Source organism: Nocardia brasiliensis ATCC 700358 (genome assembly GCF_000250675.2).
Lineage (GTDB): Bacteria > Actinomycetota > Actinomycetes > Mycobacteriales > Mycobacteriaceae > Nocardia > Nocardia brasiliensis_B.
Genome location: NC_018681.1, coordinates 7,941,446 through 7,957,500, shown reverse-complemented (window position 1 = coordinate 7,957,500; position 16,055 = coordinate 7,941,446). Strand labels below are relative to the sequence as shown.

The 16,055-nt window shown below is 70.3% G+C and carries 15 protein-coding genes; 8 read left to right on the top strand and 7 right to left on the bottom strand.

Annotated features, from left to right (window positions below; all coding sequences use genetic code 11):
- Positions 1-371 precede the first annotated feature (371 nt).
- The 4 genes from O3I_RS46680 to O3I_RS35425 are packed head-to-tail and all read left to right on the top strand — an operon-like array spanning position 372 to position 4,125.
- Positions 372-2,936 (top strand): ATP-binding protein, encoded by a 2,565-nt coding sequence (locus O3I_RS46680; protein WP_237748425.1) that lies wholly within the window; start codon positions 372-374, stop codon positions 2,934-2,936.
- 13 nt (positions 2,937-2,949) lie between these two features.
- Positions 2,950-3,417, top strand: coding sequence for a hypothetical protein (locus O3I_RS35435; protein ID WP_014987855.1), 468 nt, complete (start codon positions 2,950-2,952; stop codon positions 3,415-3,417).
- A gap of 26 nt (positions 3,418-3,443) precedes the next feature.
- A complete protein-coding gene (locus O3I_RS35430) occupies positions 3,444-3,833 on the top strand; it encodes a YchJ family protein (protein ID WP_029901494.1) in 390 nt (129 codons plus the stop codon).
- Positions 3,834-3,849: 16 nt separating this feature from the next.
- Positions 3,850-4,125, top strand: coding sequence for a SelT/SelW/SelH family protein (locus O3I_RS35425; protein WP_041564762.1), 276 nt, complete (start codon positions 3,850-3,852; stop codon positions 4,123-4,125).
- A gap of 18 nt (positions 4,126-4,143) precedes the next feature.
- Here the strand turns inward: O3I_RS35425 and O3I_RS44280 are convergent, their stop codons facing one another.
- Positions 4,144-4,368, bottom strand: coding sequence for an FmdB family zinc ribbon protein (locus O3I_RS44280; protein WP_014987852.1), 225 nt, complete (start codon positions 4,366-4,368; stop codon positions 4,144-4,146).
- A 150-nt stretch (positions 4,369-4,518) separates the two neighbouring features.
- On the opposite strand from O3I_RS44280, the gene O3I_RS35415 reads away from it, so the two are divergent.
- Positions 4,519-6,117: a carboxylesterase/lipase family protein gene (locus O3I_RS35415; protein WP_014987851.1), complete on the top strand. Its 1,599-nt coding sequence runs from the start codon at positions 4,519-4,521 to the stop codon at positions 6,115-6,117.
- 29 nt (positions 6,118-6,146) lie between these two features.
- Here O3I_RS35415 and O3I_RS35410 read toward each other — a convergent pair whose 3' ends face one another.
- The 4 genes from O3I_RS35410 to rfbD form a co-directional block, all read right to left on the bottom strand.
- Entirely contained in the window at positions 6,147-6,476 is a 330-nt protein-coding gene (locus O3I_RS35410; protein WP_014987850.1) for a hypothetical protein, read from the bottom strand.
- A gap of 158 nt (positions 6,477-6,634) precedes the next feature.
- Positions 6,635-7,714 (bottom strand): sugar phosphate nucleotidyltransferase, encoded by a 1,080-nt coding sequence (locus O3I_RS35405; RefSeq protein ID WP_014987849.1) that lies wholly within the window; start codon positions 7,712-7,714, stop codon positions 6,635-6,637.
- Between the two features lie 189 nt (positions 7,715-7,903).
- On the bottom strand, positions 7,904-8,842 hold the full coding sequence (locus tag O3I_RS35400) for a glycosyltransferase family 2 protein (RefSeq protein WP_051066818.1): 939 nt from the start codon (positions 8,840-8,842) through the stop codon (positions 7,904-7,906).
- Positions 8,796-9,707 (bottom strand): dTDP-4-dehydrorhamnose reductase, encoded by a 912-nt coding sequence (gene rfbD, locus O3I_RS35395; RefSeq protein ID WP_014987847.1) that lies wholly within the window; start codon positions 9,705-9,707, stop codon positions 8,796-8,798. The genes O3I_RS35400 and rfbD overlap by 47 nt, the downstream gene beginning before the upstream one ends.
- A 259-nt stretch (positions 9,708-9,966) precedes the next feature.
- Between rfbD and O3I_RS35390 the strand changes: the two genes are divergently transcribed.
- The 3 genes from O3I_RS35390 to O3I_RS35380 all read left to right on the top strand — a co-directional run bounded on the left by O3I_RS35390 (position 9,967) and on the right by O3I_RS35380 (position 13,694).
- The gene (locus tag O3I_RS35390; protein WP_014987846.1) at positions 9,967-11,442 is read left to right on the top strand and encodes an LCP family protein; all 1,476 of its coding nucleotides are present in this window, start codon (positions 9,967-9,969) and stop codon (positions 11,440-11,442) included.
- 18 nt (positions 11,443-11,460) lie between these two features.
- Positions 11,461-12,183: a TIGR03089 family protein gene (locus O3I_RS35385; RefSeq protein WP_041564759.1), complete on the top strand. Its 723-nt coding sequence runs from the start codon at positions 11,461-11,463 to the stop codon at positions 12,181-12,183.
- 203 nt (positions 12,184-12,386) lie between these two features.
- Positions 12,387-13,694 (top strand): cytochrome P450, encoded by a 1,308-nt coding sequence (locus O3I_RS35380; protein ID WP_014987844.1) that lies wholly within the window; start codon positions 12,387-12,389, stop codon positions 13,692-13,694.
- Positions 13,695-13,743: 49 nt separating this feature from the next.
- Here O3I_RS35380 and O3I_RS35375 read toward each other — a convergent pair whose 3' ends face one another.
- A complete protein-coding gene (locus O3I_RS35375) occupies positions 13,744-14,442 on the bottom strand; it encodes a response regulator (protein ID WP_014987843.1) in 699 nt (232 codons plus the stop codon).
- On the bottom strand, positions 14,439-15,926 hold the full coding sequence (locus O3I_RS35370) for a sensor histidine kinase (protein ID WP_051067068.1): 1,488 nt from the start codon (positions 15,924-15,926) through the stop codon (positions 14,439-14,441). The genes O3I_RS35375 and O3I_RS35370 overlap by 4 nt, the downstream gene beginning before the upstream one ends.
- Positions 15,927-16,055 lie beyond the last annotated feature (129 nt).

Here is a 16,055-nt window from a genome sequence, read left to right as displayed (position 1 = left end):
CGGAAAATACTGTGCCGTCGATGGATTCGATACCCAAAACATCTTGCACAGGTGGGGGTTGTCTGGCATTCTGTCCTGTTCGGCTCGACCGAGCCACCCAAATCGGGTGTTACACCATCGAGCTGCCCGCCGGGGCTGGCGAGGGGTGGACATCGAAGCGCGGCCCCAGCCGATTCGATGGCCATATCCATCCCCGCGGGCAGATTCGCACCAGGTTCGCCACCGCCGTCTCCGGTGGGCGAAAGCGGCCCGATCGGGTAGCGTTTCGCACAGCTTCGACAGTGCGCCGCTGGAAGCGCTTGCGCGTCAGGCGGGCGCACGGGATCGAAAGGACCTGTAGCGGCTCGGTGGTGGAGGGGGTTCCCGACGAGATGCGTCCCGACGCCGATCCGGTGCCGCGGCTGAGCGAGGTGGTCACCCGCAGGCTCGCCGCGGACCCCGCGGTGACTCCTTCGGTGGCACGCACCGTCCTGCGCGCCCTCGGCGGCAGCGAAAACGACGACCGCGCACCGGTATTCGACGACGGCGGGATCTTTCTGCGGGCCATCCGGGTGCGTGGTTTCCGCGGGATCGGCCCGGAGGCGGAACTGCAGCTGCCGCCGGGGCCCGGGCTCACCCTGGTGGTGGGCCGCAACGGCAGCGGCAAATCCAGTTTCGCCGAAGCCGCGGAACTGGTGTTCACCGGCGGGAATCGGCGCTGGGACGGCCGGTCGGCAGCCTGGCGCGAGGGCTGGCGCAACCTGCACGCCGGCGAGTCGGCACGCATCGAGGTCGAGTTGCTCACCGCGGGCAGTCAATCGGCCCACCCGTCACCCGACCACCACCCCTCACCGAATCGCTCCGCGATGCTCGCCCACCCGTCACCCGACCACCACCCCTCACGGAATCGCTCCGCGATGCTCGCCCACCCGTCACCCGACCACCACCCCTCACCGAATCGCTCCGCGATGCTCACTATCGCCAAGGAGTGGGCGGCCGACGCGGACCTGCCCGACGCGCACTGGACCGAACGGCATCCCCCTGCCGAGCCAACGGAATTCGACATCGATCGCTGGGCGGGACGACTGGAGCTGTACCGCCCGTTCCTGTCCTACAGCGAACTCGGCGCACTGGTCGACGGCAAACCGAGTGACCTGTTCGACGCGCTGCACCAACTGCTCGGGCTCGACGAATTGACGTTGGCGCAGGAGCGGATTCGACTGCGCCGCCTGGAATTGGAACGCGCCGTGCGGGATTCCCGGCAGGAGCGGCTCGAACTGCTGGAGGCGCTCGACGGCGTGGCCGACGACCGCGCGGTGCGGGTCACCGGCCTGCTGCGGCCCGCGCAGCCGGATCTCACCGCCTTGGGCAACGAGGTGATCGGCACCTTCGACGATCCCGGCGGCCCGGCCGGTCTGCGCGCGATCGTGCGGCTCACCCTCCCGAGCGCCGCGGAGGTGGCGGCGGTGGCCACCCGTCTCGCCGAGTGCGGCACCGCGCTGACCGAGGGCACCACCGCCGACGCCGAGGCCGATCTGCGGGTGCTCGAGCTGCTGCGCCGGGCCCGTGCGCACCACGCGGCGAGCGGTGACTGCCCGTGCCCGGTGTGCGGTCGCGGTGCGCTGGACGACGCGTGGCTGGCGCAGGCCGACGACTCCATCGCGACACTGGCCGCGCGGGTCGACGCCTTGACCACCGCGCGCACCGAGCTCGGCCGCGCGTTGCAGGCCGCGCGATCGCTGCCCGATCTCGTGCCGCCGGAACTGGATTTCGATCCGCGCAACCCGCCCTCGGTGGACACCTCGGCGGTGCGCCGGGCCTGGGCCGACTGGGCCGCGCTCACCGCCGCCGACTACAGCGCCGAACTGCCGGACCGGCTGCGCGGCGCGCACGCCCGGCTGGTCGACGAGCTCGACCAGGTGCAGCAGGGCACCCGCAAGGAGCTCGACCGGCTCGACGAGGTGTGGACCCCGCTGGTGCCGCGCATCGTGAGCTGGCTGGAAGGCGCGCGCGAGGTCGCCGCGCACGCCGCGGAGCTGCGCACCACCAAGAAGGCCGAGGAGTGGCTCAAGTCGGCCACCGCGGGCCTGCGCGGGGAGCGCATGACGCCGCTGGAGACCACCGCGCGCTGGGTCTGGCAGACGCTGCGCCAGCAGAGCAACGTGGAACTCGGCGCGATTCGCTTGCAGGGCAACGCCGGAACGGCGCGCCGGGTGCTGCTGGATGTCACCGTCGACGAGGTGGACGGCGCCGCGCTCGGCGTGATGAGCCAGGGCGAGTTGCACGCGCTCGGCCTGTCGTTGTTCCTGCCGCGGGCCACGGTCGAGGAGAGCCCGTTCCGTTTCGTCATGATCGACGACCCGGTGCAGGCCATGGACCCGGCCAAGGTGGACGGTCTGGCCCAGGTGCTCGCCGCGGTCGCCTGGACGCGGCAGGTGGTGGTGTTCACCCACGACGAGCGGCTCGCCGAGGCGGTGCGCCGGATGGAGCTCGACGCCACCGTGCTGGAGGTGCAGCGGCGCGACCGGTCGGTGGTCGAGGTGCGCGTGTCCAGCGATCCGGTCCGCCGCTATCTCGACGATGCCCGCGCGCTCGTGCGCACCCCGCAGCTGCCGCAGGCCATCGCCGACGAACTCGTCGCCACCTGCTGCCGGTCGGCAGTGGAGGCGGCCAGCCTGTCCCGGGCCCGGCGCACCCTGCTCGCCGACGGGATGAATCACCGGGAAGTGGAGCGCCACATCGACTCCGCCCACTCCACCCGGGCGAAGGTCGCGCTCGCGGTGATGGGAGTCGGCGGCAAGGTGGACGATCTCAACAAGCATCTCGTCGCCCGCGAAGGCAAGTGGGTGGTCGAGGCGCTGCGCGACGCCACGGCGGGCGCGCACGTGCCGATCGGCCGCAGCATGCGCGAATTGATCACCGAGACCGAACGATTCGTCGCCTGGCTGGCTCGATGACCGGGACGTGCCGATGACCGAGCGGCGCACCCCGCGCCGGGGCCCGCGGCGCAATGGCAAACCGGGACAACCGAAGCCGCGGCCGCGGCCGTCGGTGGCCGAGCGACTGGACACGGTCGACAAGCTGCTCTCCGGCGCGGTCACCGACGCGGGCGGACTGTGGTCCCGGGCCACCGCGTGGATCCTGCGTATCGCGTTGGAACAGTCCGTGGACGAGCTGTGGGCCCGGGTGGCGCCCGCCCTGATGCGCTGTCCGATGCGCGCGCAGCTGATCGCGTTGCGCGCCTTCGCCGGACCGGAGGTGGCGGCCCGGGTGGGCGTGCTGTGGGCCGCGCTCTCGCGCGCCGCGCACCACCACGATTACGAACTCGCGCCGAGCGTCACCGATCTGCGCCGCTGGCGTGAACAGACCGTGGCGCTCGCCGCGGACCTGGCCGTGGCCGGTGCGTCCGCGTCGAGACCACCCCGGGGTGAGCTGTGATCAGGGTGACGCGCGAGAATCAAGGGATGAGTGGGACGCGGATGTGTCCGTGTGGCCGAGGCGAAGCCTTCGACGACTGCTGCGGGCCGGTGCTGAACGGGAAACGTGCGGCGGCGACCGCCGAGGCGTTGATGCGTTCGCGCTACACCGCATTCGCGGTGGGGGACACCGAATATCTGAAGCAGTCATGGCATCCGCGCACCCGGCCCGCCGAGGTGGACCTGGATCCCGGACAGCGGTGGCTGTTCCTGGAGATCCTGCGCACCGCGGACGGCGGGCTGTTCGACGAGTCCGGGCTGGTCGAGTTCGTCGCGCACTACCGCGCGGACGGCACCCGCGGCTCGCTGCACGAGGTGAGCCGGTTCCTGCGCGCCGACGGGGCCTGGGTCTACCTGGACGGCGAGATCGAAGCCTGAGGGTACGGTGACCGGCATGCCGCGTGTCGCGATCGAATACTGCACCCAGTGCCGCTGGTTGCTGCGTGCCAGTTGGATGGCGCAGGAACTGCTGACCACCTTCGCGGCCGAACTAAGTGAGGTGGCGCTGGTTCCGGGCACCGGCGGCGTCTTCCGGATCACCGTCGACGGTGCTCAGGTGTGGGAGCGTAAGGCGGACGGCGGTTTTCCCGATATCGCGGTGCTCAAGCAACGGGTACGCGACCGGGTCGCGCCCGAGCGTGATCTCGGCCACGCCGATCGCCGCGACTGACCCGCCGCCGCGCCGGGTTCAGGCGCAGCAACCGCCGCCGCAGCAGCCACCGCCGGACGGGCCCGGTGCCGGACTCGGCGTCGCCGCCGCGCCACCCCGGCTGACCGTGCCAAATGTGGTCAGCAGCTTGACTGTGTCGGCATGGCCGCTCGGGCAGGACGCCGGCGCCGACGACTCCGCCATCGGGCGGTTCATCTCGAAGGTGTCCCCGCAACTGCGGCACCGATAGCTGTAACTCGGCATCGGTAAAGCGTACCGCCACGGTCTCGGAATGGTGCGTCGCACGTTTACACCGTCAGGATGGACGTACTCTCGAAGAAGAGATCACGAGGTGCGGGACCCGCTGGAGCAAACCGGCAGCACACCAACGGGTCGCTGGTGGGAGGTGCGAACATGGGCACACAGTTCGAGACAGCACCGGACTGGGAGGTGCGCGGCGCCGAGCCAGTGGTCGCCACGGCCGCGGGAAAAGTGCGCGGACGCTGGGACGGACCGGTCGCCTGCTGGCGCAGCATCCCCTACGCGGCCGCGCCGAGCGGGGCCGACCGCTTCCGGCCGCCGCGGCCCGCGCCGAGCTGGGACGGCATCCGCGACTGCGCCACGTTCGGCGAGATCGCGCCGCAGACCATGGGCCCGATGGTCCCGGTCGATTCGGACCTGCGGATGGGCGAGGACTGCCTGTGGCTGAACGTGTGGGCGCCCCGGCGCGCGGACGGCGAAGCGATCGAGCCGTTCGATTCCGGTGAGCCGCGCCCCGTCCTGGTCTGGCTGCACGGCGGCGCCTACTGCCTGGGCACCGCGGCTCAGGGCATTTACGACGGCCGAAAGCTCGCCGAGACCGGGGACGTCGTGGTGGTCACGGTGAACTACCGGCTCGGTGCGCTCGGCTTCCTCGATCTGTCCTCGCTGCCCGGACCGTTCACCCCGAATCTCGGCCTGCACGATCAGATCGCCGCGCTGGCCTGGGTGCGCGACAACATCGCCGCGTTCGGCGGCGACCCGGGCAATGTCACCCTGTTCGGCGAATCCTCCGGCGCGGGCTGTGTCACGGCGCTGCTCACCTCACCGAGCGCGGCCGGGTTGTTCCACAAGGCGATCGCGCAGAGCCCGCCCGCGACGACGGTGTTCGGCAAGGATCGCGCGGCCGGGGTGGCCCGGCGCTTCCTGGAACTGCTGGAGCTGCCCGCCTCGCGCGCGGTCGAACTGCTCGACTGGCCGATCGAGAAGATCGTCGAGGTGGCGGGGATCCTGCTGGACGAGATCCCGCTGAAGGAGCCGGGCCGGTTGGCCGCGGCGCCGGTGGTGGACGGCGACCTGCTGCCGACCTATCCGATCGATCGGTTCCAGCACGGCCGTTCGCATCGGGTGCCGTTGATGATCGGTACGAACAAAGACGAGGCGTCGCTGTTCCGGGTGTTCCGTTCGCCGATCATGCCGGTGACCCCGGACGCGGTGAACGCGATGCTCAACGACGTGGCGGCGGCCCATCCCGAGTGGTCACACGAGCGGATCGCCGAGATCACCTCGGCCTACCCCGATCTCGACAAGACCCGCGGCGCGCTGGCCATGTCCGGCGACGCCGCGTTCCGGATGCCGGCGCACTGGGTCGCCGACGCGCACGCCGAGCACTCGCCGACCTGGATGTACCGGTTCGACCATGCGACGCCGATGCTGCGCGCGGCGCGGGTCGGCGCCGGGCATGCCACCGAATTGCCTTATGTGTTCGGCAATTTCGGTTCGTTCAATCATGACCCGACGTTCTGGCTCGGCGGCCGCAAGGTGGCCATGGAGGTGTCGGGGCGGATGATGCGGCGCTGGCTCGCGTTCGCCACCCACGGTGTCCCGGCCGCGCTCGACGGATCGAAGCATTGGCCGCCGTACCGTCCGTCGACCCGGACCACGCTGCTGATCGACACCGCCGACCGGGTGGTCGACAACCCGGACCGCGACCTGCACACCGCGTGGGGCGAACAGGCCGTCGGCTTCAGCTGACTTCGCGGCGGGTAGCCGGTCTGTGATCGCTACGCGGGCAACTGGTTGTACCCGAACACGTTGATGAAGTAATTGCCCGGGATCAGCTGATTCATGGCGTGCCACTGGCCGCCGGGGTCGCGCTGGTAGTAGCTCACGCCCAGGGAGCCCGCGTCGTAGCAGACGATGTCGGCGGTACCGAACGGGCTCCAATACGTCGTGCCCGGGCGGCCGAGTTCCAGCGGCGTGCGGAACAGGTGGCTGCACGGGGTGATGCTCGGTTCGTAGATCGAGGGCGCCGCCACGGCGGTCGGCGCGAATCCTATTGCACAGCCCGCGAATACGGCGGCGGCCAGCACACGGGGGGCGAATTTCCCCATCGAAATCTCTCCTCGGCTCTTGCGGTCGGTGATCAGTGCGCACACGCGGTGATCCCGCGGCGCACGCCACGAGACCCCGCGGTGCACCCTGCCAGACCGGCCGCCGTCACGGAACCGTTTCCGCCCGGTAGCTTTTCGTGCCGGAAGTGCCGGAAGAATCAGACGTCGGTGGAGAAGCGGATACCGCCGTCGGGAATCTCGACGCCGGGCCAGACCCGGGCGCCGCGTAGTAGCTCGCAGCGGGCACCCACCTGCGCGCCGTCACCGATGACGCCGTCGCGCACCAGCGCGCGCGGACCGATCCGGGCGCCGAAGCCGATGATCGAGCGCTCGACCGTCGCCCCCGCTTCGATGACCGCGCCGTCGAAGATGACCGCGCCGTCGAGCCGGGCGCCCGCGCCGACCTCGGCCCCGCGGCCGACGACGGTGCCGCCGATGAGCAGCGCGCCCGGTGCGACGCCCGCGCCCGGGTGGACGAGCGATTCGCCGCGCTGGCCGGGCAGCGCGGGCGAGGGGGCGATACCGCGGACCAGATCGGCGGAGCCGCGCACGAAGTCTTCGGGGGTGCCCATATCGCGCCAGTAGGAGGAGTCGACATGCCCCTGCACGCGCGCGCCCTCGGCGAGCAACGACGGGAACACCTCGCGCTCCACCGACACCGGACGCCCGGCGGGGATCTTCTCGATGTATTCGCGCCGGAAGACGTAGCAGCCCGCGTTGATCTGATCGGTCGGCGGATCCTGCGTCTTCTCCAGGAACGCGGTGACCCGGCCGTCCGCGTCGGTCGGCACACAGCCGAACGCGCGCGGATCGCTGACCCGGACCAGGTGCAGCGTCACGTCGGCATTGGTGGACTCGTGCGTGTCGAGCACCGCGCCGAGTTCGGTGCCGCCGAGCACGTCGCCGTTGAACACCATCACGGTGTCGGCGCGCAGTTTGGGCAGCACATTGCGGATGCCGCCGCCGGTGCCGAGCGGCTCGGTCTCGGTGACGTATTCGATGTCGAGGCCGAGCTCGGCGCCGTCACCGAAATGCTCCTCGAACACCTCCGCCTTGAACGAGGTGCCGAGCACGACGTGGGTGATGCCTGCGTCCGCGATGCGGGCGAGCAGATGCGTCAGGAACGGCAGCCCGGCCGTCGGCAGCATCGGCTTCGGTGCCGAGAGGGTCAGCGGGCGCAGCCGCGTCCCCTGCCCGCCCACCAGGATCACGGCGTCGGTGCCTGCATTTCCTGCCATTCAAGGTCCCCTGTTCACAGTGGATCGAGTATTGCGCGCGCCGAGGCTCGGCCCGCCTGCGGTGCACCGGGCCGACTCGCACGACGACCCTGCGCCATTGTCGCTCAGCAACCGCCGAATCGATGAGTTTTCCCAGGTCTGCCGCTCAGCTGCCCGGTATCGGTATACCCATTGCGCACGCTGAGCGCGCTAGGGGTTACCCGCTTCCCGCGCCTGCTGGCGCAGCGCCGATCGAACCGCAATCCGGGAGCGCACCGCAAGTCCGGCGCGCAGCGCCAGCCGCAGCGGCAACTGCCACCAGTGCGGGTGCCGGTCGGCCTGGAAGCGGTAGGCGCTGGCGTGGTGGGCGGGCAGCATCTTCTCCGGGTGCCGTCCCGCGGCGTGCCCCTTGGCATGGGTGACCTCGGCCGACGGCACGAACACGTTGTGCCAGCCCGCCTTGCCCATCCGGTCGCCGAAGTCGACGTCCTCCATGTACATGAAGTAGCGCGAGTCGAAACCGTCGATCGAGTCGAAGGCCGCGCGCCGCACCAGCAGGCACGACCCGGACAGCCAGCCGACCGCGCGCTCGGAGATCTCCTCGTTCTCCTGGCGGTAGCGGCGGGTCCACGGGTTCGTCTTCCACACCGTGCCGAGGATCGCGTGTCCCGCGCCGTCGAGCAGTCCAGGCACCCGGCGCGCCGACGGGTAGACGCTGCCGTCCGGTTCCAGCACCAGCGGGCCCACCGCGCCGGCCCGCGGCCAGCGCTGCGCGGCGGCGAGCAGCTGGTCGATGGCGTCGGTGCCCCAGCGGATGTCGGGGTTGGCGATCACGATGAATTCGATGGCCGGATCGATCTCGGCGACGGCACGATTGATCGCGCCGCCGTAGCCGATGTTGCCGCCGGTGCGTAGCAGTCGCACGTGCGAGTTGGCCTCGGCGACCAGCTCCGGCACCCCGTCGGTGGAGCCGTTGTCGGCAAGGATCACCTGTGGCTTCTCGGTCGTGGCGTCGGCCAGCGTGGTGATGAAGTGCTCGAGGTGTTCGCCGGGTGAATAGGTCACCGTGACGACGGCCAGGCCCGCGCTGGCGGAATCGGAATCACTCACGGCCGCTGAGCCTAGTGGTCGCGGCCGGACCCAGTCCATCGGACGAGCGGGACAGCGCCTCGTCCAGCGCGGCTCGCCACGGACGCAGCGGGGTGAGCCCCGCGTCGTGCCAGGCCCGCGGCGACAACACCGAATATGCCGGGCGCCGTGCGGGTCTCGGATACGCGGACGAATCGCACGGGCGTACCCGGGCCGGATCGGCGCCCACCGCCGCGAACACCGCGCGCGCGAGCTCGAACCAGCTGGCCTGTCCGGCGTTGGTGGCGTGCAGCAGGCGCGGCGCGTCGGGCCGCCCGGCCAATTCCAGCAGCGCGGCGGCGAGATCGGCGGCGTAGGTGGGTGATCCGAGTTGGTCGTCCACCACGTCGACGGTGTCGCGTTCGCGCTCCAGCCGGCGCATGGTGGCGACGAAATCGCTGCCGTGCCCGGTGTATACCCATGCGGTGCGCACCACGTGCGCCTGCGGCGCCAGCGCCAGCACGGCCTTTTCGCCCGCGAGTTTGGACTGCCCGTACACCGTGACCGGTCCGGTCGGGTCGGTGGTCTCGTAGGGGCGCGCGCCGGTCCCCGCGAAAACGTAGTCGGTGGAGAGGTGGATCAGCCGCGCGCCGGCCCTGGCGCAGGCGGCGGCGAGCACGGCCGGTCCGGTCTCGTTGCCCGCGAACGCCGCTGCGATCTCGGTCTCGGCCTGATCGACCGCGGTATAGGCGGCGCAGTTGAGCACCACCGCTCCCGGCCGGAGCGCGGCGGCGACCGCGTCCGGGTCGGTGATGTCCAGGTCGGCGCGGCTCAACGCGCGGGCGCCGGGCGCGAGCCGCAGCAGTTCCCGCCCGAGCTGTCCGCGGGCTCCGGTCACGATCAGATTCGCGGGTGCGACGGGGCCGGGCGGTGTCGAGGTCGTCACAGTTGTCAAGTCTGGCACGCGGGTCCGGGCACGCCGCCACACCTGCGGATTGCCGGTCGGACCGGCAGTATTCGTTAGCCTTCGAGCAGGCGCCCCCGACTCGCGTGCGTGGCGCGGCGATGTTTGCCAAATGGTTGCGGGGGTTATGGAAAGGTGGGGTGGTCGAGCACACCGCGTGGCGGAAGCAGACCCAGAGCGTGTCGAAAGGATGTCGAGTTGTCGAGAGGTTGCAGGTTAGCCGCGGCGTGGAAGGTGCACGGTGACCCGGCCGCGCGGCGCTGAATCGCCGTTGCCCGCCGGCGGTCCACTGCGCGCACTGGCCGCGGTGGTCGCCGTCGTGGTGTTCGTCATCACCGGTTTCGCCTGGCACAGCGTCGACAGCCTGATCTCCAATATCGAGCGCATCGGCGGACTCGGACTCGGCGGCGGCCGGGACGGCGCCGTCGACATCCTGCTCGTCGGCGTGGACAGCCGCACCGACGCGCACGGCAATCCGCTCAGCGACCGGGAACGCGCGATGCTGCACGCGGGCGACGAGGTGGGCACGAACACCGACACCATCGTGCTGATCCGGGTGCCGAACGACGGGCGCTCCGCGACCGCGATCTCGATCCCGCGCGACTCCTACGTCGACATCCCCGATCTGGGTAAGGGCAAGATCAATTCGGCCTACGGCGCCACCAAGGAGACCCAGCGGCTGAAGCTGATCAACCAGGGCGTCGCGGAGGACGAGGCGGACAAGCAGTCCACCAAGGCGGGCCGCCAGGCGCTGATCAAGTCCGTGGCCAACCTCACCGGCATCAGCGTCGACCACTACGCCGAGGTGAGCCTGCTCGGCTTCGTGCTGCTCACCGATGCCGTCGGCGGTGTCGAGGTGTGCTTGAACAACCCGGTCGACGAGTGGATGTCGGGTGCCGACTTCCCGGCCGGACGCCAGCGCCTGGACGGCCCCGCGGCGTTGAGTTTCGTGCGGCAGCGGCACAATCTGCCGCGCGGCGACCTGGACCGGATCGTGCGCCAGCAGGTGTTCATGGCCCAGCTGGTCGGGCAGGTGCTCAGCGCGAAGACGCTCAGCAATCCGGGACGGATGAAACAGCTCAGCGACGCCGTCGGCCGCACGGTGGTGCTCGACGACGACTGGGACGTGCTCGCGTTCCTGCAACAGCTGCAAGACCTTTCGGGCGGTCAGGTGAAATTCGAGACCATTCCGGTCACCGATCTGAACTACCTGACCTCGGGCGGCGAATCGGTGGTGCGGGTCGATCCCGCCGCGGTCAAGTCGTATGTGTCGTCGCTGGTCGACGGCAAGGCCGGCGAGACGGCCGCCGAGCCCGCCCTGGATCCGGCCACGGTGACCGTCAGCGTGTACAACGCCAGCGGTATCGGCGGCCTGGCCGGGAAGGTGGCACAGGCGTTGACCGGCAAGGGGTTTCACGAGGGACTGGTCGGCAATTACACCGGCCCGAGCGTGACGAGCAGCCGGGTGCTCGCCGCGAACGCCGGCGACGCCAAGGCCAAGGCGGTGGCGAAGGAGCTCGGCGGTCTGCCGGTGCTGGCCGATGCCGGCCTGTCCCCGGATTCGGTGAGCGTCGTGCTGGCGAGCGACTATTCTGGTCCGGGTTCGGCGGCTGGGAGCATGTTCGACTTCTCCGGAACGTCGAGCGCCACCGCCACGCCAGTCCCGCCCGCCCCACCGATCGACGCAGGCCAGAACGGACCGAAATGCGTGAACTAGACAGGCGTGAATCAGTCGATGCGTGAATTCCAAGAGTCGCTCACCCTCACCGAACGGGTGCTCGACCCGATTCTCGAGCGTGAGCCGGCCGGCCCGCGCGTCACCTACTACGACGACGCCACCGGCGCCCGGATCGAACTGTCCGGGCTGACCCTGGCGAACTGGGCCGCGAAGACGGCCAATCTGATCAGGGACGAATTCGGCCTCAGCCCCGGTGCCCGGATCGCGGTGCTGCTGCCGGCGCACTGGCAGACCGCCGCCGTCCTGCTCGGCTGCTGGTGGGCGGGTACCGAGGTGGTGCTGCGCCCGGACGACGACGCCGAACTCGCCCTGGTGACGCCCGACCGGCTCGACGACACCCAGCAGGTCGCCGAGGTCGCGGCGCTGTCGCTGGACGCGCTCGGCGCCCCGGTGCGCGATCTGCCGATCGGCGTGACCGACTTCGCCACCTCGGTGCGCGTGCACGGCGACCAGTTCCGGCCCGCGGGCGCGGGCGCGGCGCTCGACGGTATGACCGTCCCGGAGGTCCTCGCCGAGGCGAAGAAATCCGCTATGCGCCAAGGCTTTTCCGAAGGCGACCGGGTGCTGTCCAGCACGCCGTGGGATACCCCCGCCGAGCTGATCGACGGTTTCATCGCCGTGCTGGCCGCGGGCGCGAGCCTGGTCCAGGTCGCCAATCCCGATCCGGCGCTGCGCGAGCGGCGTATCGAAGCGGAGAAGGTCACCGCGCAGCGCGGGTGAGCCCGGCGGCCACCGGATTTCGCCGGACCGGCGCGCGGCGCGGGGTGGGCGCAGTACTTTGGGGGTTGGTTCTGCGGGATCTGGCGCTCTGCTGTCGACGGACTCCTACCGCGGTATAGGTCGAAGTCCGACTAGGGCACGTTCCACATGCTGACCGTGTTCCGTACGGTGGTCATCAGGCACAACGACGGAGTTGGTGAACTATGAAGCCGCAGTATTGGTTCCGCTGGTTGTCCGTGCAGGGCGCGCCCCGCCTGGTGCTACGGAGGCAGGCCAAACGCGGGGAGCCGTTCGCCGAACTGCTCGGCGGGCCCACCGGCTTCGGCAATCCGTATCCGCTGATCGAGCAGCTGCGCGGCGAAGGCCGGATCATCCGCACCGCGTTGTCCTGGGCCAGCTTCGACTACGAACTGTGCCGAGGCGTCCTGCGCGACAGCCGCTTCGGCGTGCGCACCACCGAGAACTTCGATATCCCCGGCCCGATCCAGAAGCTGGCCAGGTATTTCCCGCTGCCGCCGAACCCGGTGGAGCCGCCCTCCATGCTGGTGATCGACCCGCCGGAGCACACCCGGATGCGCAAGCCGGTGGCCTCCGCGTTCACGCCGCGCGCCATCGCCAGGCTGCGCGAGCGGGTCGAGACGGTCACCACGGAGCTGCTCGCGACGCTGCCCTCCGGCGGGTCCGCCGACCTGATCAGCGCGTACGCCGCGCAGGTGCCGATCGCGATCATCTCCGAGATGCTCGGCTTCCCCGACAAGGACCGGGAACTGTTCCTGCGCTGGGGCGATCTGACGACCCCGCTGCTCGACCTCGGCATCTCCTGGCGCGCGCACCGGCGCGCGATGGCGGCGATGGAGGTGATGAACAGCTACCTCGACGAGCACATCGCCCGGCTGCGCCGCACGCCCGGCGACGACATCCTGAGCACCCTGGTGAGCGCGGGCGAACTGAACAACCTGGAACTCAAGGCTACCGCGAGCCTGCTGATGGGCGCGGGCTTCGAGACCACGGTCAACCTCATCGGCAACGGCGTGGTCCAGTTGATCGCCCACCCCGACCAGCTGGCACGGCTGCGCGAGGAGCCGCAGCTGTGGCCCAACGCCGTCGAAGAGGTGCTGCGCTTCGACTCCCCGGTGCAGACCACCGCGCGCACCGCGGTGCGCGACGCCGAGGTCGGCGGCGTGCCGATCCGGGCGGGCGAGACCATCGTGCTGTCGCTCGCGGGCGCGAACCGCGATCCCGCGATGTTCACCGAACCGCAGCGTTTCGATGTCGGCAGGCCGAATGCCAAGGAGCACTTGACCTTCAGCAGCGGCATCCATGTCTGTCTCGGGGCGAGCCTGGCCAGGATGGAAGGCGTGCACGCCTTGCGCGCCCTGTTCGAACGCTTCCCCGAGCTACGGCTGGACGGCACGCCGCAGCGCAGGGAGCTGTTCACGCTGCACGGCTACGAGCAGCTGCCGGTCCGCCTCGGCCGCAGCGTCTCCACCACCGCACCCGCGACAGTCTGACCGCGAGCGCGACGGCGTCATCGCGGCTGTCTCGGCGGCGAAACCCGGTTCAGGTCTTGGATTTCCAGACGTAGCGGGTTTTGGGGCGGCCCGCGCGGCCGTAGTCGGAGCGGCGGGTCACCAGGCCGTCGTCGGCGAGTTTCTCCAGGTAGCGCCACGCGGTGATGCGGGAGACGCCGATGGTGGTCGCGGTGTCCGCGGCGGTGATGCCCTCCGGGGCCGCGCGCACGGTCCGGGAGATCTCGTCGAGTGTTTGCGGCGCAACACCTTTGGGTGTGGTGGCGCGCTGGTCCGGGGTGCGCAGGGCGCTGAGGGCGCGGTCGATGTCGTGCTGGGACACCGCGGTCTCGCCGGCGGGCAGCGCGGTGCGGAATTCCCGGTAGCGGTCCAGCTTGTCGCGAAAGGCCGCGAAGGTGAACGGCTTCAGCAGATACAGCACCACGCCGTGCGAGACCGCGGTGCGCACCATCGCGAGGTCGCGAGCGGAGGTGATGGCGATGACGTCCGGACGCGGCGCGAGGCCGGTCAGCGCCGCCGCGACATCGAGACCGCTCGCGTCGGGTAGGCCGATGTCCATGAGCACCAGGTCGATCGGGGTGCCCTCGGCCGCGTTGTCGGCGGCGGCCCGCATCGCCTCCCGGCCGGTGTGCGCCACGCCGACGGGGACGAAACCCTCGATGCGGTCCACGTAGGCGCGGTGCGCCTCGGCGATGAGGGGCTCGTCCTCGACGATCAGCACTCGGATCACTGTGCGTCCTTTCGCGGAATCGTCACGGTAACCGCGCTTTCCGGATCTAGGTCGGTACGAATGGTCCCCCCGTGCCGGGCCACCAGGCGGTGCACCAGCGCGAGGCCGAGTCCGTGATGGTCGGCCTTGGTCGAATAGCCGCGCTGGGACGCGCGGTTGAAGATCTCCTCGGACATGCCGGGGCCGCTGTCCGCGACCCGCAGGTATAGTGCCGAATCTTGTTGCCGCAGAGTGACTTCCACCCAGCCGTTCGGGCTCTCCGCGGCGGCGTCGATGGCGTTGTCGGTCAGGTTGCCGACGAGGGTGACCATCTCCTGCGGTGAGAGCGGCTCGATCGAGTCGAGCGCGGTCTCCTCGGTGACGGTCAATTCGATGCTGCGCTCGTTGGCCTGGTTCACCTTGCCGAGCAGCAGCGCGGCCAGCGCGGGCGCGCCCACCGCGGCGAACAGCCGGTCGATGAGGGTCTGGGAGAGTTCGAGTTCCGAGGTGGCGAACGCGACGGCCTCCCGGTAGCGGCCGAGCTCCACCATGGTGACCACGGTGTGCAGCCGGTTGGCGGATTCGTGCGCCTGCGCGTGCAGCGATTCGGCGAAACTGCGCACCGAATCGAGTTCGCCCATCACCTCCCGCAATTCGGTGTGATCGCGGATCGTCATGACGGTGCCGATCGGCCTGCCCTCCCAGGTGACGATGTCCTGGTTGATGAGCAGGATGCGGTCCCCGGTCACGTGCATCTCGTCGCGGACCACGCCCCAGCTCATCTGCTGCATGGAGACCGGCAGGTCGCCGCGGCGCACCTCGCCCTCCGGCAGCCCGAGCAGCGCGCGGGCCTGATCGTTCACCACCTCCGCGCGCTCGCCCGCCATGCCGAACACCACCAGGCCCTCGTGGATCGAGTGCAGGACGGCGTCGTGCTGTTCGTAGAGCGCGCGCAGTTCGGCGGGTGCGAGTCCGTGGGTCTGCCTGCGCAGCCTGCGGCTCAGCAGAAACGAGCCGCTGCCGGCGACGATCAGGCCCGCCGCGGCGACGCCGAGGATCAGCGGCAGCTGCGTGGCGACCTGATCGCCGATCTTGGCCCGGGTCACCCCGGCCGACACCAGCGCGACCACCCGATTGCCGTCGTAGACCGGCGCCACCGCGCGGATCGAGGGGCCCAGGGTGCCGGTGAACGTCTCGGTGAAGGTCTCTCCGGCCAGCGCGCGATCGATGTTCCCGCTGAACGGCTTGCCGATCATGTCCGGGTTGGTGTGGGTGTAGCGGGTCCGGTCCGGCGCCATGACCACCAGGAAATCCATGCCGGTGGACAACCGGACCCGCTCGGTGACCGGCTGCAGCAGCCGGGTCGGATCGGTGGAGTAGACGGCCGAGAGGGTGGACGGTGCCTCAGCGATGCTCACCGCGACATCCCTCACCTCGCGGGTGGTGGTCACGTCGCTGTGATGGCGTGCGTCGACGACCGCGAGCACCGCGCCGACGATGACCATCAGGGTCAACACGATCAGCTGCAGCGCGAAGGCCTGACCGGCCAGAGATAGCCGACCGCGTCTCAATTACTGCCTTCCGCCGCTGAACGTAATGCACCAAACCGTGACCGGTGTCACCTGCACGGCCAT